Source organism: Ruminiclostridium papyrosolvens C7, from assembly GCF_000421965.1.
GTDB lineage: Bacteria > Bacillota > Clostridia > Acetivibrionales > DSM-1351 > Ruminiclostridium > Ruminiclostridium papyrosolvens_A.
Genome location: NZ_ATAY01000070.1, coordinates 1 through 26598 on the forward strand (window position 1 = coordinate 1; position 26598 = coordinate 26598).

The window sequence follows — 26598 nt, forward strand, 5'->3', positions numbered from 1 at the left end:
TAGTACAGTGACGGGAGGAGGAGGCGGAGCCGGTGGTTCAACACCTGTTGGACAGGATACAGCTACTACACCCCAACCACCGCTGCTACCAATTGTCACAGTGCCAATTATTAAAGGAACACCTGCTGCATTAGTTGATTCCCAAACGGTAATTGATGAAAGAAACGGTCAAGGGATGGCTAGACTTACAGGTCAGTCAATAAATACAATAAAAACAACAGTAGGGGCTGCACAGTCAGCTTATCAATCGTCAAATGAAAAACCTGATGTGTATGTAGTTGTTAAGGTCCATCCTGTTGAAGGTGCAAAAGGCTATGAACAGGTACTTCCTGTGGACATAGTAGATGATACAACGCCTGCAGCACACATTGTAATTGAAACGTCAGTGGGCGCTGTAAGTGTACCAACGAATATGTTGGCTAATCTGGGATATGCAGCAGATGAACTAATGGGAATATCTATAGCTCAGTCAGAGCCGATAGAACTCCCCGCAGAAACTCAGAGTTTAATAGGAAACAGACCGATAATTGACCTTATTGCTAAGGTGGCAGGAAATAAAGTTATCTGGAATAATGAAAATGCACCGGTAACCGTAGTAATTCCGTACACTCCCACACCTGTAGAAGCAATGAATCCTGATGGATTGACAGTGCTCTACATTGACAATAATGGGGTTGCACATTCGGTACCAAATGCTAAATTTGATGTAGTTACCAATACAATCGTATTCAGCACAACCCATTTCAGTAAGTATGCTGTGGTATTTGTAGATAAGACGTTTAAGGACCTGGACGGCGTACAATGGGCGAGGAAAGCCATTAACTCCTTGGCATCTAAGGGAATAATCAGCGGTGTTGGAAATGATGAATTCAGACCCGAGGCAAACATAAAGAGAGCGGACTTACTGAAAATGATGATCACGTCTTTAGGTTTGTCTTCGGAAGCTAAGGATAACTTCTCTGATGTTGATTCTGGTGAATACTATGCAGATACTGTAGCCGTGGGTAAAGCTCTTGGAATAGTAGCAGGGTATAATGGACAATTTCATCCAGAAGAAACAATTTCTCGGCAGGACTTTATGGTTATAGCTTATAAAGCAATCCAGTCTGCAAATATCAAACTGACGGTTGTACATACAAATGGTTTAACCAGATTTAATGATGCAGATGTTGTTTCAAATTATGCCAGGAAAGCAATAGAATTTTTGGCAAACAGGGGGATCGTCAATGGCAGCAACGCTAATATTAACCCAAAGGCTAAAATAACCAGGGCTGAGGCTGCTCAATTGATCTATAGTATATTCTTACAGAAGTAAAATTATTATAGAGTAAAGAGAAGTATGTATGTGGGAGTGCCAAAGTTGTCGCTCGTTTTGCTTGTTCGATTGTAATTAAGTTCACCAAAAATACTGGTATTGACTGTTCTATCTCTAGTTGGAGTATTTGCAGCTACTGCATCTGCAGGGGCCTGTTGGCTCTGGTCCTATTATCAAAAAGAATGCCCTAAATCTTTACTCAAGTAAGCAAAAGAGGCTGTTAAGCCTCTTTTGCTTCTCAAATGTTAATCAAGTGGCCAGGATAAATCTATATATTGTGCATAAACCCATCCCTTAAGGCCAGTACTCGTATATCCTTGTACCCACTTACCATCTGAACTAAATTGTAGAAAATTGATATAATCACCGTTATCCTTATAAAGTACTCCAAGCCTAGTACTTGAAGTATTGGGCTCAGATCTTACATTTACACCATTGCCGGTTATTGCAAACATTTGTCCTACCAAAGTACCCGGCCAAATACTCTGGGTTGAATTAACAGTATTTTCTTTAGATGTTTCACCGTATGTATTATTGTCTGCGATAGTAGTAGCACCGGTTCCTATTGTCAACGCAGTACAAACTGAAAATACTATAGCTAGTCCAATAAGTTTTCTTAACGAATCTTTCATAGATGAGTCCTCCTTAATATTTTATTTTTTAATATTTACACAACTTAACAAGACTTTAGCCACCCCAAGTTGGATGGTCTGTAAATGAGTTACATCCTTCTAAACATGACAGCGAAACGTACCCCGTAATGCCAGTACTAGTTGTTCCGTATACCCAATTACCGTCTGAGCTAAAACTACTAAATGTGACGTAGTCTTCGTTAGCTCCATAAAGTAATCCAAGCCTTGTGCTTGACGTACTTGGGGATTTCCTTACAGCTACAGCCTCTACGACAACAAAATAGTATTTATATGATGTCGCTGTAACTAACATATCGCTGGATGCAGAAACATCTACTTTTGTATTTGCAGAAACAATTCCTACATTGAGGCATAATGAAGAAAAAACTAAAAACAGAACTAAAGCTAATTTTTTCATGAGTACTTCTCCTTTCTTATAATTATTACTTACTTCCATATAATACCATAAAAATAAAAATATGTAAATACGGGCGCACATTCATATTCAATTCAATGTCGAGCTTATATCCTCGGTATACTGCAATAGATTTTGGCATAAATGAATTTTTGTACAAGGAAATATTAAATATGCAAGCATCGAAATAGTTATTCCCGGTGCTTTTGTGAGGAATTCAAATGGGGTTATCCGTTGAAAAATAAGATCAAGGTTTTTTATGCTATTTTTATTAATAGTAATACAGCTTTTTTTGTTTGTCTTTAGCAATAATACCTTCGCACAGGAGTTTACTTACGCACTTATTGGAGTATTACTGGTTACAGCAAGTATTTTTGGATTATTAATAAAATCCATGTTCCTTGGAAGAGCTGTTATTCTACCATATAAATCAGATTCAACCATTACAAAAGCGGCAAACGTACTCATAGTATTTTTAGAGGTAATGTAAATAATGAAAGATAAAGTAAGAGAAATTATAAACAATTGGGACCCAATAGATTATTTCCATACTCTCCAAAAGATGAGTACGAAGTTGAAACAAATCTTATTGCAGATGCATTGTGTAAGCCCAAAGACATTAAATTTTCGGCAAATAAAATAAAAGATATATTTATTAAAAGGTTCGGATATGACGTGTTTTCGAAAAAATACTCAAGAAATGCAGATAGCAAAGAAGCTTGTTATGAGGGATTTGTACAGCTAAAAAATGCCTTTCACAGAAGCACCCACCGGGTGTTTATTTCTTGTCCTTTTTTATTCCCAATTATCAGCCTTGGATATTTTATGAGAAAAATAAAATACATATATTGACAATAATAACTGTTTATACCATAATATTACCAGACTAATCCAATTACGCAATATAAATAAAACATCAAAACACAATAAAAGAAGAGAGGATATTAAAATGTTAAATAAGAGGGTAAGAACACTATTAGTAACTTTTTTGGTTTTAGTTTGTATGATATCATCAGTTTCAGCAGCTTTCGTGTCCTCACAGGCTGTACCGTTTACAAAAATGTCAAATGGAGGTAATACATATATTTATTCAGATAATCCTGAAATGTTATGGGATGGTACTGGAACTCAAGGAACAGGTTGGGTTAACAATTTTAATGGGAGGTCTGGAGCATATACAATTGAAGAAACCTTAACAGCAAATACATTATATGATGCTTATTTTTATCATATTAATAAGACAACAAGTAAAAATATAAAAGTCGGTGTATATATATATGCTACTACTGCGGGTACTGTAACTACACTTAATAAAAATGTTCTAAACACTGGAACATCATCATTCCCTGATTATGAGATGTGTGCAAATGTAGAGACTGGATATCAAACGAGTACTAACTATACTACTCAGTCATTAGCAGCTGGTACTGGTACATTTATTGCCAGTGATCAAATAGCACCATTAAAATTAGTAAATGGTCATGTTATGTTTAAAGTATCATCGAGTATGAAATGTAGAATAGTATTTTATGATGCATCAGTTACAACTATTAATCCAATCACTCTTGGAAAAGCAATCGCTATGTCATCTTGTACAACTGCAACTTTTGCTGGTGATGTAAAATATGCAAATTATGATTATAATTCGGTTTCACCAGATAATAGTCATGGATTTTACTTAGCTACAGCTGGGGCTAATATGTCATTTAATACTGGAGAATATGATATAGGTACAAATGCGATAAATAGTAACAACCAATTAATGGGGAATTATGGTAGAGTGTATAATATGGTATTAAGCAACTGTGCCGGTAAAACTTTAAGAATTACACCTGATTGGGGTTCAATCTGGAATTCGTCAAGTGGAACTTGGCTGGTTCGCGAAGCTTTAGCTTATTGTCCGGGTGGCTCAACTAGCTCTTGGACATATAAGAAAATACATAGTATATATAATGCAAGAGTTTCTGGGGAAACAACACCAACAAGCTATACAGGAACAGAGCCCACATATATTGATGTTGTTATTCCATCGGGTAATAATAGTTATAATTTTAAATTTATTCTTCCAGGTTCAAATTTTGGTAATGTATATTTTAAGTTTATTAACTAATAAATAATAGACCCATGCTGAGTATAAAATTGCATATTGGATTATTCTTAATTAATTTAAATTAAAATCCTCATTGATAGTTTAGTCAATGGGGATTTTTGTTTAAAATTATTTTAATTTAAATAACCAGATACTTGAAAATTAATTAAGTTCTCTAAGAGCCTAAACATGATTAATCAATTGACATGTAAATATTTAAATAATATACTTGTACTATAATTTGGAATTCAAGCAATTTAAATACATTTATTTGTATTTTAGGAGGAAATTCATGCAAAGATTACATATACCTAATTATGTAAATGATAGCTATTATTATAAAACTATAAGCTGCGTGGACGCTCCTATAGCTATAGCATCAGGATATTTTGAATATGAAAACTATTTTTATTTTTGTGCTTTTTATTCATTACGTTTAATATGGGAGACTAATGTTGATCGATTTGAATCAATAAACATAAGGCTAAATAAATTAGGTTTAGAATTAGTGACAGTAAATATTACAAATAGAAATACACTACTTAGTACTATAAAATCTGTTCTGGATGAAAAATATCCTATAGTTATATATTTTGATTATTTCAGTATGTTTTATTGCGATTTCAATTATAAAAAGGCACATGGACCTCACGGAATTATTATTAATGGCTACAATGAAGAAACATCTACTATTACAATTATGGATTGCTCACATGTTGGTTTTGATAATCCTTTTTATTGTCTAACACTAAAAGAAGAGATTTTCTTTGACTTATGGGAAGAATCAAATAAATACTTCAATGAAAATCTCACGAATTATGCTAATAAATTGTACTATATTAAACCCCGAAATACCAAAAAAGATATTTATAGCGATTTCAATTTTTTAAAAGATGTAGTAGAAAATAACTATATTATTGAAAATGATAACTTGATTTGTAACGTAATTCATAATAAAAACTTTGATATCACCGCTGCTGAGTTATATAAAAGAGACCTTATTGATTCTACACAGAATATTTTCAAGATATTTGATAGGTTATATGACCAATTAGTTAAAGAAAATATAAGCGTAAAAAATTATGAAGATTTTAAAGTGAAGTATTCAAATAAAAGGTCAATAGTATTTTCTAGTTTTCTTAGAAAAGCTATTAACAGAAATGTTGATGAAAATGCCATATCTAAATATACCAAAGAAATACAATCTATCAATAACGATTTTCGTATGTTAGCTAACGAGCTGTACACACAATATTGTACAAAAATATCTGATGATATTTTAATGCAGTATGATGATGAAAAAGAGCTTATAAACTATGCGTCTGATGCTTCAATAACTGCAAGCAGTGAGTTAGAAGCATATGGTATATGCTTTAAAGCAGAAAGAGTGATAAACGGTAAATATAATGGGTTTGACACTGATATGTGGATTTCTAATGATACAGCAAGTCCCCACTGGTTAATGCTAGACTTAAATAAAGAACGAGCTATTTTTAAGTTTATAATTATACATGATTTTCGTTCACCAGATTTATACTTGATTGATTATTGTATTCAAGGTAGTAATAATATGATTGATTGGGTAAATCTAATAGAAATAAAAGGAAATAATAAAGAGCAGATTACAAATTATGTAGAGAAACAAAAATATAGGTACTATCGTATTTATATTACTAAACCATCAAAAATAGATAACATGGCTAGAATATTTGGAATAGAATGTTGGGGATATAAGTAGAACAATCAATCTACGTAAATCACTTGTTGGTATTGATGCATGGTATTACGGAAGTGCAGTCGCTGGCACGGGTAAAATCAAATATGATGCCGACCACATAATCAATGGAACTATTGACACTTATGATTTAAATGAAATAGTAACTAAAATACTTAGCAATACCAATTATATTGTAAATAAATAAGTAATTTTTGTAAGCAAAAGAACTTACCAATACGGCAGGTTTCTTTTTGTGTTTAAGTAGGTTTCTATGATTAATATTACTGTTACAGTATCAAATATAAGGGTAAAAATATTATAAAGGAGCTACGGCCCTGTTTCACTGGCCAGCCAAACTGCCATTACTCATATGGTGAAATGCGGAACGAGCATGTGAAGAAAAACTGATGAAAGGGTATATATGCTACATTCGTATTAAAGGTAACATATAGTAATGGCACAATCAAAACATACACTAAAAACCTACGTTGTGAATTATTTGTAGCTTTTAAGATGTTTTATGAAAAGGAGGACTGTTAGCATGAAATCTACAGGAATAGTAAGAAGGGTTGATGAGCTCGGTAGGATAGTAATACCTAAAGAGACAAGACAAGTGCTTTCTATTAGCGAAAGAGATTCTTTAGAAATTTTTACTGACGAAGATATGATACTTTTAAAAAAATACTCTCCAGGGTGCATATTTTGCAACAATGTCAAAAATCTTACGATATACAAGGGTAAGTACATATGTGAAGAGTGTAGCAATGATTTAAAATCAAAATAATCTACAAAGCAAAAGAATGTGTCTCATTGGCATGTTCTTTTGCTTTACTCCGAGAAATTAACATAAGAAGATTGTACTCAAGGAAGGGTTTATTGATGGTTTTGTAGAAAGTCTTTGTATTGAATACTTTGATTGATTTGTATAACAAAGTGTTGTTTATATTGATAGAAGATTGGAGGAGAATTGAGTATGTCATCGAGTAAAGAATACTTGACCTTTATTTTGGAGCAATTATCTGAATTGGATGGAATTACACACCGTTATATGATGGGCGAGTACATTATTTACTACCGTGAGAAAATCGCAGCATATATCTGTGATGACCGCTTACTAGTAAAGCCTGTAAAAGCAGCGAAGGCACTAATGCCGGACGCAGTATACGAACCTCCATATGAAGGTGCTAAAGATATGCTGCTTGTGAACAATGTTGATGATAAAGCATTCTTGACAGCGCTATTTCAGGCTATGTATGGGGAGCTGCCAGCACCAAAGCCGAAGAAGAAAAAATGAATGGCACTCAGTGCTTTATATAGATGATAAAGAACCAGCAGGTACAACTTTTAAAAATAGAAAAGGTAAAAAATCAAACACTTGAAACCGCTATGAAAATGAAAGATGAGTTTTTGGCAACAATTACTCATGAGTTTAAAACCCCTTTAACTGTTATAAATGCCGCATTACAAGCAATAGAGAGTATTTATGGCAGCCAGATATCTGAGAACATTAAAAGGCATTTGCAAAGAATCCGAACAAATTCTTATCGCCAGCTTCGCCTGGTTAATAATTTACTTGACATAACAAGGTATAATGCAGGACATGTAAAATTAAATAAGAAAAACCTGGATATAATATTTCTCTCAAGGGCTATTGTCAAGTCCGTTGACCTTTATGCAAAGCAAAAAGGATTGGAGCTTCTGTTTACTGCGGATTGTAATTATCTGGAATTAGGTATTGATGAGGAAAAGTTCGAACGTATATTGCTAAACCTTTTATCAAATGCGATCAAATTTACACCAAAGGGTAAAGGTAATATTTGAACGGTTTGGTCAGGTGGACAGCTCATTGTCAAGACAGGCGGAGGGAACTGGAATCGGCTTGTCTTTGGTAAAAGCACTAGTTACAGTCTTAGAAGGTAAAATTAGTGTTGAAAGTGAAGTAGGAAATGGAACCAATTTCATTTTTACGCTGCCTATAAAGAAGATAAGACGAAAACATCAGTAATTTAATATGTCTGCACCGCATGACAGCAGGATAATGCAAGCGGCCGCAATAGAATTTTCAGATATATATATAGATTAAACCATGAAGATATATTCGTAAAACTCCTTTTGGTTTTAAAATTCAATTAACCAAAAGGAGTATTTTATGTAGAGATACTTGCTGCTTCCTGAGATTTTCTGAATTCTCTGGGACTAATAAAATAAACTTTACTAAAGGCTCTGTTAAATGTACGGATACTTTGAAATCCACAGTCATACGCAATTTGTGTAATATTTTTATTGGTATTTAAAAGCATGTTCCTTGCCCAGCTTACACGAATACCGTTTATATAATCGCTGAAGCTTACGTTTATTTTATCTGAAAACACTCTGGATAAATGATATCTTCCAACGCCTAGAGCTCTGGAAATGTCATTGAGTGATATGGGCTGCATATAATTCTCGTTTATATAATTAATAATATCAAAAATTATATCAAAGTAATTCACGTCGGTATTTGTAATGAGTTCCACCTGCTGCAGCAGCCTCGAAATAATAATCTGTATATACGCCTTACAAATAGGAGTGCAAACAGGATGACTCTGAGCATGGTTATATTCCTCAAAGAGAGTATTTATAGCATATGGGACATCCTTATGAAGATTTTCTTTATTAATGAAAGGGTCTTTGGGATGAAATTTCAAAAGGGTATTTATAAAATCACCCGCAAGCGCCAAATTAAGTATGACTACAATGCAATTCATGCTTTCCTGATACGGTGGAGTATGATAGCTATGTACGCTGTTGGGAAAAAGAACAGAAAGCCCTCCCTTTTTCATTAGGCGTGTGCAACCGTTGACTGTTATTTCAATTTCTCCATCCTCCACATAAAGCAGTTCAAGTTGAGCATGAAGATGTGGTAGGAAATCAAGACCGTTTTCTCTAAAGATAAGCAAATCCTCAATTCTGTTTTCATAAAAAGGAATCAATATTTTACCCTCACATACTGCAATATTTGGCCAAAAAATAATACTATATGTCAAGTATTATAAATTGTTCTATGCTAAAATTCAATTGTAAAAACAAAATTAACTATTCTAACCAAATTCGAAAACACGGCATTATAAGGAGGAAGGTAAAGTGAAAAAAGAATTTCATGTTGCGGTAACCGGTTGTGATTTCGCAGAGGGTACCAAAGAGCATCCTTTCAGAACTATATCAAAAGCTGCAAAGGTGGCTGAATCAGGAGACAAAGTTGTTGTTCACGAAGGCGAGTACCGTGAATGGGTAAAGCCTGAACATAGCGGATACAGCAATCTAAGCAGAATCGTATACGAAGCTGCCGAGGGTGAAAAGGTTATTATTAAAGGGTCAGAGAGAATCCAAAGCTGGGAAAAGGTTGAGGGTACAGTATGGAAAGCTGTTCTTTCTAATTCTTTCTTCGGTGATTACAACCCATACAAGGAAATTCTCAGTGGCGATTGGTTGATATACAAGCCCGGTGTTTATCGTCATCCCGGAGATGTCTATTTAAACGGAGTTTCATTTTTTGAGGCTGATTCTTTGGATGAAGTTAAAAACCCTGTTGAAAGAACCGGAGTTGTAGATATTCCTTGGACTCAAAAATTTGAAAAAATTCTGCATCCTGAGCAAACAATTTACCGTTGGTTCAGCCAAGTAGATGAGGAAAAAACAACCATTTACGCTAACTTTCATGGTGTAGATCCAAATAAAGAGCTAGTAGAAATAAATGTAAGAAAATGTTGCTTCTATCCACTAAAATCAGGTCTGAATTATATTACTGTAAGAGGGTTTGAGATGGCGCAAGCTGCCTGCCCATGGACACCGCCTACAGCAGATCAACCCGGTCTGTTGGGTGCAAATTGGAGCAAGGGCTGGATTATAGAAAACAACATAATTCACGATGCTAAATGCAGTGCCATCAGTATTGGTAAAGAAGCTTCAACCGGACACAACCTATGTTCCAGAAGGCACCAGAAGCCGGGGTATCAGTACCAGATGGAGGCTGTTTTCCGTGCTTTGCAGATAGGTTGGAGCAAGGAGAAGATAGGTTGCCATATTATCCGAAACAATGTTATTTACGATTGCGGTCAAAACGGAATTGTAGGACATATGGGTGGAGTTTTCAGTGAAATCTACAACAACCATATTTATAATATTGCAGTTAAGCATGAATTTTTCGGCTACGAGATTGCAGGTATAAAGCTTCATGCGGCAATTGACGTAAAAATTCATCATAACCGTATTCATAACTGTTCTCTTGGTACTTGGCTTGACTGGCAGGCACAAGGGGTTCGAGTGAATAATAACCTGTATTACAGCAATGATCGTGACTTGATGGTTGAGGTAAGCCATGGTCCATACTTAGTAGATAACAATATTTTTGTATCAGATTATACCTTTGATAATTTTTCACAAGGTGGCGCATATGTAAATAATCTTTGCTGTGGTAAGCTCCATTTAACAAAGGTTCTTGACAGATCTACTCCATATCACTTCCCGCATACTACCGAGGTAGCCGGTACAGCAGTAGTTTACGGCGGAGATGACCGTTTTTACAACAATATATTTGTTGGCGGAAAAGGTGTTGAAAACAGCGGAACAGCAGGGTATAATCCCAATACTGCTTCATATGAAGAATATGTCTCAAAAGTGCTTAGTCACGGAGTCGGTGACCTTGAGGTATTTATGTTAACCGAACAACCAGCATACATTTCATCAAATGCATATTTAAACGGAGCTGAAGGCTTTAATCGAGAAAAGAACAGTTATACTAACAAGACATTTAACCCAAATATAAAAATAGTTGAAGAAGGAAATGCAGTTTATCTGGAGATGAACGTAGAAAAAGATATGCTTGAAATACCGACTCAAATCGTTTCAACTGAAACACTTGGTACCGTACGTATTGTTGATGCTATTTTTGACGATCCTAACGGAAATCCTATCATAATTGACACAGACTATACAGGAACTTCCAGAAATGATAAGCCTGTTGTAGGGCCAATTGAAGGATTGAAATCCGGATTCAATCGCATTAAAATTTGGGGCTAATGTATTAAAGTAAAAAGTTTATTTAAGAAGTCTGGGAACAAATTTCATTCCCGGGCTTTTTTATTGCAAAAAGTCAAATATTTACTAAAAAAATACAATTATTGCATATTATGATATAATTTTAAGTAAAAAAATTAAGAAAGGGGAAATATTAAATGAAGCTGAAATTAATGGCAATTTCATTAATTGCATTACTAATGCTTAGTTGCATAGGTATTTCATGTGTTTCCGCAAATGACACGGTAAAAACCAACAATTCAATTGAACAGGCATATAGAAATGTGGCATATTTTACTTCATGGAGCGGTTATCAGAGAGCCGAAGAAGTGGGAGATATTAATCCTTCCTTGCTGACACATATTAACTTTGCATTTGCTAATTTATCGGCTGACGGAACTATTACAGTTGGAGACCCGTGGATTGATACCCAAAAGCCATATGGAGATGACACATGGGAAACAGAACTAAAGGGGCATTTTGGACAGCTGATAAAATTGAAACAACAATATCCTCATATCAAGACAGTTATATCGGTGGGAGGATGGACATGGTCAAAGAATTTTTCTGATGTAGCGGCTTCAGATATGCTCAGAAAGGCATGTGCCCGGTCTGCAGTGGATTTTATTGTAGAATACGGTTTTGACGGTGTAGATCTTGACTGGGAATTTCCGGTTCAAGGCGGTGATAATATACCTCATCGTGCAAATGATGGCGATAACTACATTTTATTGCTCAAAGAGATCAGAACCGCACTTGATGCACAGGGAGAAAAAGACGGAAAAGAATATCTTTTAAGTATTGCAGGAGCGTCGGATGCTAAATTCATAGCAAATTGTAAAGTTGCAGAAATGATGAAGTATCTGGATTACATAAATGTTATGACTTATGATTATCATGGTACATGGGATTCAATAACCAACCACAATACTCCACTGTACGCAGATTCCGGTAATCCCTGCGTATCAACTACCATTGTGAATTACATTGCTGCAGGGGCAGAACCGGCTGATTTAAATCTGGGTCTTGCTTTTTCCGGAAAAGGGTGGGTTAACGTAACTGATCTTAATGGCTCAGGACTGTATAAAAGTGGAACGGCACCATCATCTGCAGGCTATGGAAGCGGTACATTTGAAGCTGCCGTATTTGATTATTGGGATATTGCAGAAAACTATGTAGGTAAAAATAATTATATGCGGTATTGGGACGAGGTTGCAAAAGTACCTTATTTATATAACAGAAGTACTTTTATTACCTACGAAGATGAAGAGTCAATCGGTTGCAAGGCAGATTATATAAAGAAAATGGGTCTTGGAGGTGCTATGTTCTGGGAACTCTCGTATGATAAATACTCAGTGCTTCAGAATGTCATTGCCCAGAGTCTCAATATTAATAAAGTACCGGAGGTAGTTCTTTACTTTGGGGACGCTAATGAAGATGGAGTGCTGGATGCTATTGACTTTGCACTTCTTAAGTCTTTTCTTTTAGGCAAGGGAACTTTACAGAACATGGCCATTGCTGATGTTAATAATGATGGTAATGTTGATGCGCTTGATCTTACAAATTTTAAAATGATATTATTGGAAAAGAGTGTTCCAAAGCCATTTAATTGATAGTATTTTACACAGTTTAAAAGATGGACGGCAAAATTTTATGCTGTCCATCTTTTTTTATGGGAGTAGCAGACTAGTATATTAGTTCATAAATACTATGTATTTTTGAGGCTATAGAAATATTTAAAATATGTAGATTTATGACATATAATAAATACATTATCTGTTAAAATTACAATTTTTATTCATTTTCGTAAAAATAATACCTTTTTTGAGGAGATTTTATATGAATACTCTGGGAGAGATATTTAGGTGTACTACTTGGGGTGAGTCGCACGGTGAAGCTATCGGTTGTGTAATTGACGGGTGTCCTGCAGGTCTGGAAATAACCGCAAAAGATTTTACCTGTGAGCTTGACCGGGATATTACCGATGCCGAACTTGGCACCCCAAGAAAAGAATCAAACAATGTAAAGCTGCTTTCCGGTGTTTTTGAAGGAAAGACCCTTGGAACACCTATTTGTATTGTAATATACAATGATGGTCAGAAAAGTGGAGATTACTATGAATTCAAGGATTATTACAGGCCGGGACACGCAGAATTCTCATACCATAACAGATATGGATTTTATGATTACAGGGGTGGCGGTAGGTCTTCCGGCAGAGTTTTCATTTCTTTGCTGGCAGCAGCTGCAATCTCTAAAAAGCTCTTGAAGAAACATAATATAGCTTTTGAAAGCAAGGTGGTAGAACTTGCGGGGATTTGCTGCGAAAATGAAGAAGCAGAAAAAAAGGCCAAGGAAAAGTGTCTCAAAATAGCTTCCTATGGAGACTCCTCCGGAGGAATTATTTCACTACGGATAAAAGGTGTACCTTCCGGGGTTGGCAGTCCTGTATTCGGAAAACTGAATTCCATGATTATGTACGCTTTAAGCAGCATTGGAGGGGTGAAAGGAATTGAGTGCGGTTTGGGTATTGAGTCTGCACAAATGTGTGGAAGCCGATTCAACGATTCCTTTATAAAAACAAGCCATGGAGCTTCTCTAGCAAGCAATAATTCCGGCGGATTTCTGGGAGGTATCAGTACGGGAATGGATTTACTTTTTAGAATAGCTGTTAAGCCAACTCCTTCAATATTATGTGACCAAAATACCGTAAATAACAAAACTATGAATGAAGAGGTTATAAAGCTTAAAGGGAGGTTCGATAAGAATTTTACTCCAAGAGTAGGCCCTTTAGCTGAAGCGCTGGCTTCAATAGTTTTAGTTGACCAAATGATTCTCTCAGGTCATATTAATCCAGTAAGAATAGTGTAAGGAGGAATTGATATTAAGAAAAGGTTTTTTATTATTTTGATTTGCTCCATAGTATTAATTTTATTAGGCATTCTAAAAAATGAAATGAACTTCGTTTATCAGACCAATACATATGGAAATTTTGATACCCCGGGGACTGAAAGCTGGGTAATGAAACTGAAGCCTGGAATATCCGATTTGGCTTCTTCAATTAAATATGGCAGATTCCATTCAAAACCACTTATTATAATCGGTATTCTATTTGCATTAACTCTTCTATTTTCAATTTATAAATTAAAAAAGGAGCTTATTCTTAGAAAAGTAACTCAATGGCTAATATTTGTTACAGCAAGGCTTGGAGTTTTACGAGTTTCAGGTGTTTGCGGTATAAAGAGAAGTGAATTCGGTGTTTTTCCATTTTTAAATTGTCAGGCTTGCGAAATGGCAACTGGAGCCTGTCCGGTAGGTATGCTCCAGTGGGGAATGATTAAGGGTAGCGGTATTTACCTTGTTCTCGGTGTAATGTGCTTTACAGGTGTTACACTTGGTAGATTCATTTGCGGTTGGCTTTGTCCTTTTGGCTTTATCTCTGACATTCTGGACAGAATATCTCTTAAAAAAGTAAAACTTCCGAGGTTTTTTTACTGGGGCAGATACATTGTTCTTATTTTAACTTTTTCAGTTTTAATTTTCAAAATACCTGTCTTTTGTGTTTATATATGCCAGAGTGGCAGTATTTACGGGCGGCTTCCATACTACTTGACAACAGGCCTTCCGGCATTGATAGATGCCGTTTCTTCCTTTGAGTGGTTAAAAACCATACTGGTGTATCAGCTCCTGTCATTACTTTTGATTTTAGTTGGAGCAATATTAGTCAGCGGAAGATGGTTTTGCAGGTACCTTTGTCCTCTCGGTGCATTTTATGGCCTTTTTAACTATGTATCTCCCGTTAAGGTCGTACATGACAATAAAAAATGTAATGGCTGTAATGCTTGTTTGAAGCAATGTCCAATGGGTGCTGATTTATCAGGAAATCATTTTACTGATATTACAAGCTGTATAAAATGCGGTAAATGTACTAAACTCTGCAATGCAAGGAATTTCGAAGTGTTTGGAAAGAAAATCAACTTGAAGGTTGGGAAGGTGCAGAATGATGAAACAAAAGTTATGGTCTCTAGCAATAAAAAGTAAATCAAGTTCCATTTATCAAATGGCTTCATATGCCTCGCAAAACACAAAATTCTATAATAATTACTACAAACGATACAACACAGATGATTTTGAGTCTCTTCCAATATTAACAAAGTACAATTTGGTAGGAGTCAGTCCGTATGACCTGCTTAGTCAGGAATTTAAAGACAAAGTTTATCTTTACGGTGAAACATCAGGAAGCAGTGGAGCTCCTACGCCTTCATTCTTTACAAAAAAGGATTTTGAAGGATTGATATCTCTTAGCTCTCTGACACCATACATTAAAACAATAAAAGAACATCTGAAAAAAAACCGAACTGCTGTTAACGGATTGACCTTTGGATATACGGTAGCGGGTTTTTCTTTTGGAGCTTTACTTCAAATGCATGGAGCCATGGTTGCCCAACTCGGTACCAGATCAACAATTGGAACCCCCGTGAGAACTGCCGCTACCATAGTAAAGTTGCAACCCGGAGTAATCAGTGCAACACCTCTTGATTTTATGTCATGGGCAGAAATAATCAGAAAAGACTACTATCCATTGGATTATGAAAAAACTATCGACAATATTAAAGTTCTGCTTTCCACTGCCGAGCCATGTGCTGACTCGAGACAACACCAGATTGAAAAACACTTTTCACTGACTCATGTTAATACATATGCTTCTGTGGATGGCTTTTTCTCTTTGCCTTGTCCCTGCGGAGAAAAGCATTTAATTGACGGTATTAATTATATTGAACTTTTTAACCATAAAATGAAGCCGCTAGGTGCAAATGGGAAGGGAAGACTGTGCTTTACAAGTCTTATGCGGAAGACAACTCCCATGGTCAGATACATGCTGGATGACCTTATTACAATCACTGATTCAAAATGCGAATACGGATTTAAAAAATCAGTTAAGCCCCATGGAAGGTATGAGTTATCTTTGGAGCTTAACAATCAAACCTGGGGCAATCTGGACTTCGAGGAAATCATATATAAGTACGGACTTTTCATGGATTATAAAGTTTACGTAACAGACAATAGTATTTCAGTTGAGCTTGAAGAATATCCAATAGCAAAGGGAGATTATGATTTGTCAGGGCTTGAAAATGAGTTGTCTGCAAGTACAGGTATGAACTGTGTTATTTCTCTGCATCCACTTGGTTATCTGACCGACTGCTGGAAAATACGGGAAGCTAAATCTATAGTTAAAGTAATTGACCAAAGATTGTCATCCAGACAAACGATACCTCAGATTTTATAACAAACCGGGAGGGCATATAGTGAGGGATAAAAATATAGTTTTAATAGGCTTTATGGGCGTTGGAAAAACAACTGTAGGCAATGTGCTTTCAAAAGCTTTGAATTACAACTTTTATGACTGTGACGATATAATTAAACAACAATTTTCAATGAATATAAAGGACATATTTGAATTATACGGAGAGGCATATTTCAGAGATGTTGAGGCAAAAGTCATAAAAAAACTATCTAATAGCAGTAAATGTGTTATTGCAACAGGTGGGGGGACAGTTTTAAATCCGTACAACATATATAATTTGAAAAAAAACGGAATTATCATTTTACTTGAGGCTCTTCCAGCTACAATCCTACGTAATATTTCAAAAGACAATGTTAAAAATACAGAAGACAGGCCATTATTAAAAGGCAATAACCCTTTGGAGACCATCACAGATATTATGTTACATAGGCAGTTATTGTATAATAAATATTACGACTATAAAATAAAGACGGATTGTATGACAGTAAATATGGTAGCAGAAAAATTAATTGAAATATTGAAAATCGGTGATAATAAAAGCTGTCGCATAAGCGGATGTAAAACCATTTATGCGACAGCAGATAATTAATTATATTAAAATATTATTCAACCGGGAATTTATCAATCTTGCCAAGAAGCTTTTGCTTCATATATGCGAAGTCCAAAGCATTTACTTGTCCATTGCCATCTACGTCTGCATTTGTTAAGTTAATGGGGGTGTTAAGCAGCAAATACGATTTTAAGAGACCGAAATCTATAGCATCAAAATTCCCGTCTGAATTCAAATCGCCAGCTACTCCGGCTGACGGTTCAGAACCGTAAATATCTGTAGGTAGTTCATCCAGAGTTACTACATACTGGCTGTTGTAAATAGTGTTCAGCAGTACCGGATCATTATTTTTTGAACTGGTAATAAAATCGCCATACCATGGGCAGAAATACAGCCACCATGCACCTTCATTAACAATGTTCTGAATGTCAGGTATAACGTCATTTTCAGTCATTGCCACCATCTTTGTATCGTTTGTATCATTCACAAGAGTCAGAAATGCTGTTGTTGCTGCACTTGTTTTCCAAGTGTAAGGTGAACCTTCGTACTTATCATAAGCAACGACGTCTACATATTCATCACCCGGATACCATTGGAGAGAATTTGCATATGTATAAAGGTTTACTTCCCATATTACATTGTGAATACCGTATTTTTCTGTCAGTGTTGTATAAAGAAGCTTCCATAACTCTTTATAAACATCTGCCCCTGCGGAACCCCACCAGAACCAGGCACCAGAACCGTCAGTGTTGTTATTGCCTTCAGCTTCATGGAAAGGACGTAAAAGCACGGGAACTTTGGCATCCTGAAGGATAAGGAGCTGCTTTGCCAGATCATCGATTGCCAGCATCAGGTAAGCATACTCCTTTGTTGTTTTATCAAGACAGTTGGCTGTTTTGAAGCTGGCAGTCGGTTTATAAGTACATTTTGTCCAATCCAGTTTGTCACCCAGCTTATAGCTTGTGAAATCTGCCGGTACATTGATATGCCAAGATGATGTTGCAATACCACCTTTTTCTTTTACCCACTGTATCATACGGTCTGTTGTACCATCTTCCCATCCGTACAGAGGGTTGTAGTTCATCAGGTCAAAACCTCTGATTGCAGGATATTTGCCTGTCTTATCGTAGATATACTTAAATTCAAGTTCTGAATCTCCGTTATTACCACCGCCATAAATTTCCTGTTGTCCTGAAATAACATGGTTTCCATAAACACTTGTTAGATAATTCATGAGGGATTTTGTTTCGGGGGTTGCCTTTGAATCGCATGGAGTTGGTTCAATATTCAAATCAGGCATATCTGCATAGTCAAAGGATATTTTGTCATACAGTATAAAACCCCAGCTTCCGGATGATCCAATCTCAATCTTAGCTGTTCCGGCTTCAAGATAGAAAAATCCAAAACTGTAATCCATCCAGCCGCCTCTATTTGGAATATAGAAGTTGCCTTGCGGTACACCGTTGATACTTATAGCCTGGAGTCTGGATTCACCCAGATTGCCCAGATACATCCAACAGCGTGTTGAAAGTTCATACATAGCACTTTTAGGAACTGTAACCTCTAAAGTTATTGTTCCTGCGTTGGATGCCCATACAAATCCGTCACCTGAATAACCGGGATATTCAGTTCCATAGACATTTGTAGCAACTGTAGCACCGTTGCTGAGAGTGCAGGCCTCTGCTTCAACATTTACAGGTACGGAATACGCGGCCTGTACCGGAGAAGGAACGGTTGTAAGGACGGTACATGAAAGTGCAACCGCTGTCAGCAGAGACAGAACTCTCCCTAAAATCTTTTTCATAAAAAAACACTCCTTTTAAATAAATTTTTCCTGTTACGATTAAAAAAAGAATAGTGTTGTCGAGAAGATAAGACGAAATGATTGTAATGAAGTACATATTTAGTTAAAATATAACATATTTTTAGTTAAATATCAATTTAGATTTTACTTAAATTGAAATAAAATATTAAAAAAATACATATTTCGAGGAAAAATTTTTAGTATACAAATTTTATCTGTGTTAAAATTTTATTTGATTATAATGAAGAGAGGGGTGGAGGATGATTTGAAGTACGATTTAGAATTTTGGGATGCTTTAGATAAGATTGTGAGTAATTCAGAATATATGAAGGGAATGTTAATAAGAAAAGAGTAAGGATTCTGGTAAAGAATATATGGAATGGTGAAAGGGTTTTGGTATGAGAGCATTAATTTTGGATATGTATGGGGTAATTATTAAAGACCCCGAGGGAGGACTTTTGCCATTTATAAATCGAACGTTTCCCAATTTAAGCCGCGATGATGTATACCTGCATTGGAATAAAGCTGATGTTGGTGAATTATCTTCTTTAGACTTTTTCAGAAAGCTGGGGTTTGAAGGGGATTTAGACAAAATTGAAAAAGAATATTTAGATACAGTAGAAATTAATCATTCTTTTTTCGAATTTGCTCCGCTTTTAAAGAAACATTACCATTTAGCATTATTATCAAACGATTTAAGCGAATGGAGCAGGTATTTACGAGATAAATTTAAAATTAATGATTATTTTGATGCAATAACAGTGAGTGGTGACGTAAAAATTAAAAAACCTGATGTGCAAATATTTAAGCTTACTCTTGATAAACTTGGTCACTCGGCATCTGATTGCATATATGTAGATGACAGAAGATTTAATTTAGTGGCTGCACAATCCCTCGGTATGGACACCGTACTATTTAATAGCAGAAATGTTCAGTACGAAGGAAAAACCGTTGCTAATTTTGAAGAACTTGCCAATTTGCTGATACATAATAAATAAATCTAAGGGCAATGAGAAATACCTCAATGCCCTTGATTAAGTTAGTCTTTGTTTATCCCATTTTGTCAAGAAATTTTAGTATTGTTTCCTTATCCGTTTTTCCTGAAATATAGGTGTATACAGAACCATCCTTATTTATAAGAAAAGTAGTCGGAAATCCCGAAATTCCATAGGTCTCTGAAACAGCACCGTCTGTATCCATCAGAACTTTCAGTCCAATATTATTTGAAGTAAGATATTTCTTAACAGTAGCTTCAGATTCTTGAACATCTACTGCCAGAATTACAGCATTATTCTCTTTGGCTAATTGTTTATCAAGTTCATTAAAATCAGGAATTTCAATCAAGCAATATTTACACCAGACTGCCCAAAAATTCAGTATAACAATTTTTCCTTTATAATCAGAGAGTTTGACGGTTTTACCATCAATGTCCTTTAAAGTGAAATCCGGAGCCATAATTTTAGTGCTCTGGGCGGCTTGGCTTTGTAAAGCGGTATCTTGTGGGGGTGTTACAAAAGTCTGAGATTTATTCTTTGAGTAGAAGGTGTAAGCTGCTGCTATAATTGCAAATGCTGCGATAATCCATATAATAATTGTTGCCTTTTTATTCATAACACGTTCCTCCATTAGTATACTTTATAAACCAAAATAACTAAAATATTTAAAGCTGCCGGTAAATACTAAAATACCTGCAATAATAAGAAGTGCTCCTGAAACAACATTTATAGTTCTGATATGTGTCTGTATTTTCTTGAAAGCTCCTTTTACCTTCTCAAATATAATTGAAGTAATTATAAACGGAATACCAAGCCCGATGGAGAAACAGAGAAGTAAAAGTACTCCTTCCAAAATGGTCTTTGAGTTACTGGCAAGTGCAAGAGCCGAGCCTAGAAAGGAACTCAGACAGGGCGACCAACCAAAAGCAAAAACCATACCAAAAATTATTGATGTAATAAACCGAAGACTTTTAAATTGAAAATCAATTCTTTTTTCCACGTTTATAAAACTTATCTTTAGTATACCTATAAAATTCAGACCAAATACGATCATTATTGCACCACTTATCTTTTCTAGTAAGCCTCTGTGATTGGAAAGAAAATGGCCCAGAGAGGTTGCCGTTGCACCAAGTACAGTAAATACCAAAGAAAATCCTATAACGAACCCTATAGAATTTATAAGTAATCTGCTTTTGGGATTTATATTTTGTTCAGACCCACCGGCAAGGTAGATAAAATATATAGGCAGCATGGGTAGCAAGCAGGGTGAAATAAAGGTTAAAATTCCCTCTGTAAATGTTAGAAAATAATATATGGGAGACAGCAAAATCACCTTCCTTTGTAAAGTCACTTTTCTATTATTAAGTTGTTAGTATATACCCTATATAGGTATATACTAAACAACTTGATTTAAATAAGGTGTTTATACATACCGTCATATAAAATAGGGAAGATACGTTGTTACGGTTGTACCCTAGCCAAGGCTGCTTTGCATTGTTACATTGACTCCATCCGTTTCAAGCTAATTATAGCATGGGTCAAAAAACTGTTTGTGACAAATCTGTGTACCTGACACAATATATTCGAACTTTTGGTCAAAGTTTTGCCACAATTACTTATTATTATGTGATCATAAAGTTATTGTAAACTTATTTTATAGAGGAGAGTGTTTTATATGAAAAATAATAAAAAACTTGTGGCGGTAACATTGTCAGTATTAGTAGTTCGAGCAGCAGGAATAGTTTATGCAGCAGATTTAAAAACTCCTGCGGAGGTTACTTCGGCTTTGGCAGGAAAAGTGTAAACGAAATATATATTGAAAGGGAAGGAGGAAAGACTTATGGACTGGACGAATTTAAAGCTGAATTTTGGAGCAGCTATTTACAAAATATAACATAAACTCAATAATGTGTTAATATTAACCCTTTATAATTAAAAACATTAAAGGAATTGATTAAAATCAATATTAAGAGGGGGTTATAGAATGAGTGGAATAAAAGGAGCACTATACGTTGCAGACCTAAATACACTTTTAATATTTAATAATTCAATTCGATGTAAAGTTCTGGATATTGTAATGCCAAGGATAACTTATTTAGGTAGTGCTACAACTACAATTTCTACTTGCGTAATGATTACCATAACGGGTAATGGATTAATCAGAAAGATGGGGATTCAGGCATTATTTGCCTTGGCTTTGAGTCACTTATTCGTACAGTTATTAAAAAATAGTGTTTGCCGGTTGAGACCCAAGGATGTTTTATCAAATATTAATACTTTTGATGTATCTCTGGACTATTATTCATTTCCTTCGGGACACACAACTGCAGCTTTTGCTATTGCTGCAACATTGGCGTTAAACCTTCCTATACTGGCAGTAATTTGTTTTCCTATCGCACTTATAATTGCTATTTCCAGACTCTATTTAGGTGTACACTATCCTTCAGATGTACTTGCAGGGATGGCAATTGCCATATTAACTTCGGTAATTTTACAGATAATAATTAATCACTAATACAATAAATATTTAATATAAAGAAAGGAGTTTTAAAATGGGAAAAAATAATATGAAACTCGCTACGATTACGTTAGTAATTACAATGATTACATGTGGATTTGGAAGTTTGATTACATTTGCTGATTCGCAGAAATTTGATGGGAAATATGTAGCAGGTGATTTTCACACGCACACTTACCTGACAGATGGTAACAAAACGCAGATTGAAGTAGTACAAAAAGCCTTTAAAAATTACGGACTTGATTGGATGGCCAATTCTGAACATGGTGGAACTTCATCGAGAGATCCGCTGGGCAACTCGTTTACAATTCCTAACAATACAACAGTCACTTCACTATGGAGATGGATTACATTGAAAGATTATTCCTTTCCAATCATTCAGAAATTACAGAAACAATACACTGATAAAGTATTGCTCCAAGGTTTAGAATGGAATGTCCCTACTCATGAACACGCCAGCGTTTCAATATTAGGCAATAGTGTTAACCCTATAAGCGATTTTGAATATATGTTCGACGAAAATGATAAGGACACAAGCAGGGCTGTAGAAAATATTAAAAAGGTAAACAAAACACATGCTGATGCAGTTGCAGGTGCTAAATGGCTTCAAACAAATTATAAAAACTCCAGCTATTTTATACTGAATCACCCTTCCCGAAAATTAAAGTATTCTATTAAAGATATTCGTGATTTTAACAATGCTGCTCCGGATGTATGCTTTGGTATGGAGGGGTTTCCCGGACACCAGAAAGAAGTGGAAAGAGGTGGATACACAAGCACAGATTCTAAGGCTGAAACATATGGAGGTGCTGATTACATGACTGCAAAAGTTGGCGGACTATGGGATGCTTTGCTTGGAGAAGGACGTAGGTTTTGGATATTTGTAAACTCAGATTTTCATGACAGTTCTGATACTGCTGATTTCTGGCCCGGAGAATATGCAAAAAGCTATACTTATGTAAGAGAAAATACAGCTCAAGGAATTGTTTATGAAAAAATGTATAATTATAAGAAAAAAGTCGCATTTGCGGCTTTTTTTTAGTTATGTATAATTTTTTATAGTAGGACGAAAAAATTGGCTATTTTGCGATACACCTAAGGGTACTGATGCAAGTGCAATTATTTACAGTTTGGTAGAAACAGCTAAAGCAAACAACCTCAATGTCTATTCTTATTTATATTACCTACTTCTTTATATGCCAGGTATGGAATACAAAAAATATCCTGAGCTTATGGATGACATGTTGCCTTGGTCATAAAGAGTGCAGAAGGAATGTAAAAATAACTTAAGCTCGGCCTATTTGTCTTTCTTTATTCAAATTTACTGCACATCGATAGAAAGTTAATTATATCTTTATTGTCTTTAGAACCACTAAAAAGCTCTATTTATTAAGCTCTCAAACCACAACATGTTTGAAAGTTTTATACAAATATTGGAATAGATTACTTAATTTACATAACAATCTTGACTCGGGTTAGATTTGTATGATAGAGTAAATTTTGGGATTAATTTCATAAATTCAATATTGCTTCTGATCTATAGTATTGAAAAAGTGGAGGATAAGAAATATGAATATTAAAAGTATGATAGGTATTGTTTTAAGCATTGTGATGATGCCTTATCTCGTAGCATGCAGTAATGCTAAGGACAGTGTTAGTGAAGTTGCTGAGGTAACCTCATCATCAACCTCATCGTCAACCCTATCATCAACCCCATCAGTAACCCATTCACAGAGAGAAACCCCAATCGTGTATATGACCACTGACATCAGCTCCAAGGGTTTGATAGCGGCTTATAATGCGCTGAACTGGACACCGAAAGGTGATGTTGCAGTGAAGCTCAGCACAGGAGAGCCGCCGGCTAGTCACTATCTGGATCCGAAATTGATTAAAGAACTGGTGCAGTCAGTCAAGGGTACAATTGTGGAATGTAATACAGCGTATGGAGGATCCCGAATCAGTACAGCCATGCATATGCAGGTTGCGAAGGATCATGGCTTTACGGCGATTGCAGAGGTTGATATTCTGGATGCCGACGGTTCAATGAGTCTGCCGGTAGTAGGGGGAGCCCATCTGAAAGAAGATCTTGTAGGATCACACTTTTCCAAATATAAATCTTATCTTGTATTATCTCATTTTAAAGGACATGAAATGGCAGGGTTTGGAGGGGCTATTAAGAATATTTCCATAGGTCTTGGTTCGAGCGAAGGAAAATGTCTAATCCATACAGCCGGAAAATATAATTCAACCATATATGGCGAAAATCAGGATGACTTTCTGGAATCCATGGGTGATGCAGGTAAGGCAGTTTCTGACAGCCTGGGAAACGGAAAGAATATTGTTTACATCAATGTGATGAATAATCTTAGCATAGATTGTGACTGTAACGGCAATCCGGCAGAACCGGAGATTGATGATATTGGAATACTTGCATCCACTGACCCTGTAGCGTTGGACCAGGCATGTATCGATCTTGTATATGCTGCAAAAGGTAGTGAATCCCTTAGAGGAAGAATTGAAGATTTGAATGGATTACATACGTTGGAGCATGCAGAGAAAATTGGTCTTGGTTGTCGCACTTATAAATTGGTGAATATTAATGATTGATATACTGCATCGTGAGTTTATATATTTATTCTATTACTTTAGTGTTCAACTGGAACAGATTTTTACATATTGGCTGTTAGGTATGATCATAGGGTCTGCGGTGTCGGTGTTTGGTAAGGAACGGATACATCGGCTGTTTAGTGGCTTGCAGAATAAGAGGCTTGGGGTATTAGGCATTTTCCTAGCCTGTTGTCTGGGGATAGTCTCTCCGCTTTGCATGTATGGAACGATTCCAATTGCCGCTTCCTTTTCGGAGAAGGGTATGAGAGACGACTGGATGGCTGCTTTTATGATGTCATCGATTTTATTGAATCCTCAGCTGATTATTTACAGTGCAGCATTGGGAACTAAGGCATTGATTGTACGAATTGTCGCCTGCTTACTATGTGGATTTATAGCAGGGTTGCTAATAAACATATTCTACAGGAAAAAATCATTTTTTAATTTCAGCGGTTTTTATGAAATGAAAAGCCATGATACAGATCCTAACATTCTACTACGTTTCCTCAAAAATTTTGGAAGAAATGTGAAAGCAACCGGTCTGTATTTTCTTATGGGAATTTTATTGTCCGCGCTGTTTCAGAGATATGTACCAGCAGATGCATTTGCTGATCTATTCGGCAGTAACAAGGGATTCGGTGTACTGATGGCAGCCACAATAGGTGTTCCGCTTTACATGTGCGGAGGAGGAACAATACCGCTTTTGCGGCAGTGGCTATTTGACGGTATGAGCATGGGATCTGCAGCCGCTTTCATGATTACAGGGCCAGCCACGAAAATAACCAATTTGGGTGCTGTGAAAATTGTATTGGGTACCCGACGGTTTGTGCTGTATTTATCATATGTTATAATTTTTGCACTTTTAATTGGATTCTTATTAAATGTTTGAATTTAATAGCATCTAGAACAAACGGCGTTTTCAAAAAAACACCCAAAAAGGCTTTTGATATGTTCCATCGAACGGATGTTTCCATTATATATCTATATATCAAACTGGATGTTTTTATAGGCTTACTGCAAATGATAGTTAATACATATTTTATTAACTTTATGCTTCCATAACACCAAAAAATTTAAATTATATCAAGTCTTGTATCCTGCGATTTTTATGGTAATAAACATATAGAGGCGTTGGGTAAACATTAGTTAAATGTATCGAATTGCTTTGTTTATGAATTCCTCAAAAATTATAAATGGATATTTAACAGAGTTATTTCTATTATTTTAGTTAATCATTTCTTTAATTTAATTAATTTAATTGAACATTGTAAGAAGTATTTAAAGTCTGGATCAGATGTTCCTTATTTGGGTATAAAATATGAAAGTATTCCGTTCTACATAATTAAATATCAAAATGATGACTTAATAGAATTACATTGGTGGAATAGATACGACATTATAATTTAAAACTTTGGTATACTATTATTAAGTAAAAAATGAATATAATAAATACATATTTTTATGACACGAAAGTACTGCCATGTAAAAAATAGGTATAATCTTTGTGTCAGAGATTGAAGCATAAAAATCCTTGGTAGGATCATTGTATTAAAATCGGATATATGTTTGTGTCATGTCCATTAAACTAAAACTTGCAAC

The 26598-nt window shown here is 35.5% G+C and carries 28 protein-coding genes; 22 read left to right on the top strand and 6 right to left on the bottom strand.

Features of this window, described 5'->3' with window-relative positions; translation table 11 throughout:
- Both L323_RS34860 and L323_RS40885 read left to right on the top strand, forming a co-directional pair.
- Nucleotides 1–1315, top strand: a 1315-nt coding sequence (locus L323_RS34860) for an S-layer homology domain-containing protein (RefSeq protein WP_020816311.1), incomplete at its 5' end; no start/stop codon positions are given.
- 99 nt (nucleotides 1316–1414) lie between these two features.
- Nucleotides 1415–1522, top strand: coding sequence for an AgrD family cyclic lactone autoinducer peptide (locus tag L323_RS40885; protein WP_020816312.1), 108 nt, complete (start codon nucleotides 1415–1417; stop codon nucleotides 1520–1522).
- Between the two features lie 38 nt (nucleotides 1523–1560).
- Here L323_RS40885 and L323_RS34865 read toward each other — a convergent pair whose 3' ends face one another.
- A complete protein-coding gene (locus L323_RS34865; protein WP_020816313.1) occupies nucleotides 1561–1947 on the bottom strand; it encodes an SH3 domain-containing protein in 387 nt (128 codons plus the stop codon).
- 55 nt (nucleotides 1948–2002) lie between these two features.
- Entirely contained in the window at nucleotides 2003–2365 is a 363-nt protein-coding gene (locus tag L323_RS34870) for an SH3 domain-containing protein (RefSeq protein ID WP_020816314.1), read from the bottom strand.
- A gap of 256 nt (nucleotides 2366–2621) precedes the next feature.
- Between L323_RS34870 and L323_RS41195 the strand changes: the two genes are divergently transcribed.
- The 7 genes from L323_RS41195 to L323_RS40890 all read left to right on the top strand — a co-directional run bounded on the left by L323_RS41195 (nucleotide 2622) and on the right by L323_RS40890 (nucleotide 8173).
- Nucleotides 2622–2852: a hypothetical protein gene (locus L323_RS41195; RefSeq protein WP_131451054.1), complete on the top strand. Its 231-nt coding sequence runs from the start codon at nucleotides 2622–2624 to the stop codon at nucleotides 2850–2852.
- 459 nt (nucleotides 2853–3311) lie between these two features.
- Complete coding sequence (locus L323_RS34885) at nucleotides 3312–4472, top strand: hypothetical protein (RefSeq protein ID WP_020816317.1); 1161 nt, start codon at nucleotides 3312–3314, stop codon at nucleotides 4470–4472.
- A gap of 271 nt (nucleotides 4473–4743) precedes the next feature.
- Nucleotides 4744–6189, top strand: a complete 1446-nt coding sequence (locus tag L323_RS34890; RefSeq protein WP_020816318.1) for a discoidin domain-containing protein — start codon at nucleotides 4744–4746, stop codon at nucleotides 6187–6189.
- Between the two features lie 520 nt (nucleotides 6190–6709).
- A complete protein-coding gene (locus L323_RS34895; protein ID WP_020816319.1) occupies nucleotides 6710–6952 on the top strand; it encodes an AbrB/MazE/SpoVT family DNA-binding domain-containing protein in 243 nt (80 codons plus the stop codon).
- 189 nt (nucleotides 6953–7141) lie between these two features.
- Nucleotides 7142–7462, top strand: a complete 321-nt coding sequence (locus L323_RS34900) for a TfoX/Sxy family protein (RefSeq protein ID WP_020816320.1) — start codon at nucleotides 7142–7144, stop codon at nucleotides 7460–7462.
- A gap of 23 nt (nucleotides 7463–7485) precedes the next feature.
- Nucleotides 7486–7989: a sensor histidine kinase gene (locus L323_RS34905; RefSeq protein ID WP_051153534.1), complete on the top strand. Its 504-nt coding sequence runs from the start codon at nucleotides 7486–7488 to the stop codon at nucleotides 7987–7989.
- A 25-nt stretch (nucleotides 7990–8014) separates the two neighbouring features.
- On the top strand, nucleotides 8015–8173 hold the full coding sequence (locus L323_RS40890; RefSeq protein WP_242835312.1) for an ATP-binding protein: 159 nt from the start codon (nucleotides 8015–8017) through the stop codon (nucleotides 8171–8173).
- Between the two features lie 142 nt (nucleotides 8174–8315).
- Here the strand turns inward: L323_RS40890 and L323_RS34910 are convergent, their stop codons facing one another.
- Nucleotides 8316–9140, bottom strand: coding sequence for an AraC family transcriptional regulator (locus L323_RS34910; protein WP_020816321.1), 825 nt, complete (start codon nucleotides 9138–9140; stop codon nucleotides 8316–8318).
- Nucleotides 9141–9291: 151 nt separating this feature from the next.
- Here L323_RS34910 and L323_RS34915 point away from each other — a divergent pair, with 151 nt between their 5' ends.
- The 6 genes from L323_RS34915 to L323_RS34940 all read left to right on the top strand — a co-directional run bounded on the left by L323_RS34915 (nucleotide 9292) and on the right by L323_RS34940 (nucleotide 17114).
- Entirely contained in the window at nucleotides 9292–11226 is a 1935-nt protein-coding gene (locus L323_RS34915; protein WP_020816322.1) for a right-handed parallel beta-helix repeat-containing protein, read from the top strand.
- Between the two features lie 155 nt (nucleotides 11227–11381).
- Entirely contained in the window at nucleotides 11382–12836 is a 1455-nt protein-coding gene (locus L323_RS34920) for a glycosyl hydrolase family 18 protein (protein WP_020816323.1), read from the top strand.
- Between the two features lie 226 nt (nucleotides 12837–13062).
- The gene (gene aroC, locus L323_RS34925) at nucleotides 13063–14091 is read left to right on the top strand and encodes a chorismate synthase (RefSeq protein WP_020816324.1); all 1029 of its coding nucleotides are present in this window, start codon (nucleotides 13063–13065) and stop codon (nucleotides 14089–14091) included.
- A gap of 150 nt (nucleotides 14092–14241) precedes the next feature.
- Nucleotides 14242–15261: a 4Fe-4S binding protein gene (locus tag L323_RS34930; protein ID WP_242835313.1), complete on the top strand. Its 1020-nt coding sequence runs from the start codon at nucleotides 14242–14244 to the stop codon at nucleotides 15259–15261.
- Nucleotides 15221–16507 carry a phenylacetate--CoA ligase family protein gene (locus tag L323_RS34935; RefSeq protein ID WP_020816326.1) on the top strand — a complete coding sequence of 429 codons (1287 nt, stop codon included), beginning with the start codon at nucleotides 15221–15223 and terminating at the stop codon, nucleotides 16505–16507. Before L323_RS34930 ends, L323_RS34935 begins: the two co-directional genes overlap by 41 nt.
- 19 nt (nucleotides 16508–16526) lie before the next feature.
- A complete protein-coding gene (locus L323_RS34940) occupies nucleotides 16527–17114 on the top strand; it encodes a shikimate kinase (protein WP_020816327.1) in 588 nt (195 codons plus the stop codon).
- A gap of 13 nt (nucleotides 17115–17127) precedes the next feature.
- On the opposite strand, the gene L323_RS34945 is transcribed toward L323_RS34940, so the two are convergent.
- A complete protein-coding gene (locus tag L323_RS34945) occupies nucleotides 17128–18879 on the bottom strand; it encodes a glycosyl hydrolase (protein WP_020816328.1) in 1752 nt (583 codons plus the stop codon).
- Nucleotides 18880–19277: 398 nt separating this feature from the next.
- Between L323_RS34945 and L323_RS34950 the strand changes: the two genes are divergently transcribed.
- Nucleotides 19278–19877: an HAD family hydrolase gene (locus L323_RS34950; protein WP_020816330.1), complete on the top strand. Its 600-nt coding sequence runs from the start codon at nucleotides 19278–19280 to the stop codon at nucleotides 19875–19877.
- A 52-nt stretch (nucleotides 19878–19929) separates the two neighbouring features.
- On the opposite strand, the gene L323_RS34955 is transcribed toward L323_RS34950, so the two are convergent.
- Together L323_RS34955 and L323_RS34960 are read right to left on the bottom strand one after the other, a co-directional pair.
- The gene (locus L323_RS34955; RefSeq protein ID WP_020816331.1) at nucleotides 19930–20490 is read right to left on the bottom strand and encodes a TlpA family protein disulfide reductase; all 561 of its coding nucleotides are present in this window, start codon (nucleotides 20488–20490) and stop codon (nucleotides 19930–19932) included.
- 24 nt (nucleotides 20491–20514) lie between these two features.
- Complete coding sequence (locus tag L323_RS34960) at nucleotides 20515–21201, bottom strand: cytochrome c biogenesis CcdA family protein (protein WP_020816332.1); 687 nt, start codon at nucleotides 21199–21201, stop codon at nucleotides 20515–20517.
- Nucleotides 21202–21549: 348 nt separating this feature from the next.
- Here L323_RS34960 and L323_RS41965 point away from each other — a divergent pair, with 348 nt between their 5' ends.
- The 6 genes from L323_RS41965 (at nucleotide 21550) to L323_RS34985 (ending at nucleotide 25888) form a co-directional block, all read left to right on the top strand.
- On the top strand, nucleotides 21550–21678 hold the full coding sequence (locus L323_RS41965) for a hypothetical protein (protein ID WP_020816333.1): 129 nt from the start codon (nucleotides 21550–21552) through the stop codon (nucleotides 21676–21678).
- 180 nt (nucleotides 21679–21858) lie between these two features.
- On the top strand, nucleotides 21859–22389 hold the full coding sequence (locus tag L323_RS34970) for a phosphatase PAP2 family protein (protein ID WP_020816334.1): 531 nt from the start codon (nucleotides 21859–21861) through the stop codon (nucleotides 22387–22389).
- A 37-nt stretch (nucleotides 22390–22426) separates the two neighbouring features.
- Entirely contained in the window at nucleotides 22427–23434 is a 1008-nt protein-coding gene (locus L323_RS34975; RefSeq protein ID WP_020816335.1) for a hypothetical protein, read from the top strand.
- An 88-nt stretch (nucleotides 23435–23522) separates the two neighbouring features.
- Nucleotides 23523–23651, top strand: coding sequence for a transposase domain-containing protein (locus L323_RS42140; protein WP_431602535.1), 129 nt, complete (start codon nucleotides 23523–23525; stop codon nucleotides 23649–23651).
- 310 nt (nucleotides 23652–23961) lie between these two features.
- Nucleotides 23962–24999 carry a DUF362 domain-containing protein gene (locus L323_RS34980; protein WP_020816336.1) on the top strand — a complete coding sequence of 346 codons (1038 nt, stop codon included), beginning with the start codon at nucleotides 23962–23964 and terminating at the stop codon, nucleotides 24997–24999.
- A complete protein-coding gene (locus L323_RS34985) occupies nucleotides 24992–25888 on the top strand; it encodes a permease (RefSeq protein ID WP_020816337.1) in 897 nt (298 codons plus the stop codon). The genes L323_RS34980 and L323_RS34985 overlap by 8 nt, the downstream gene beginning before the upstream one ends.
- Nucleotides 25889–26598 lie beyond the last annotated feature (710 nt).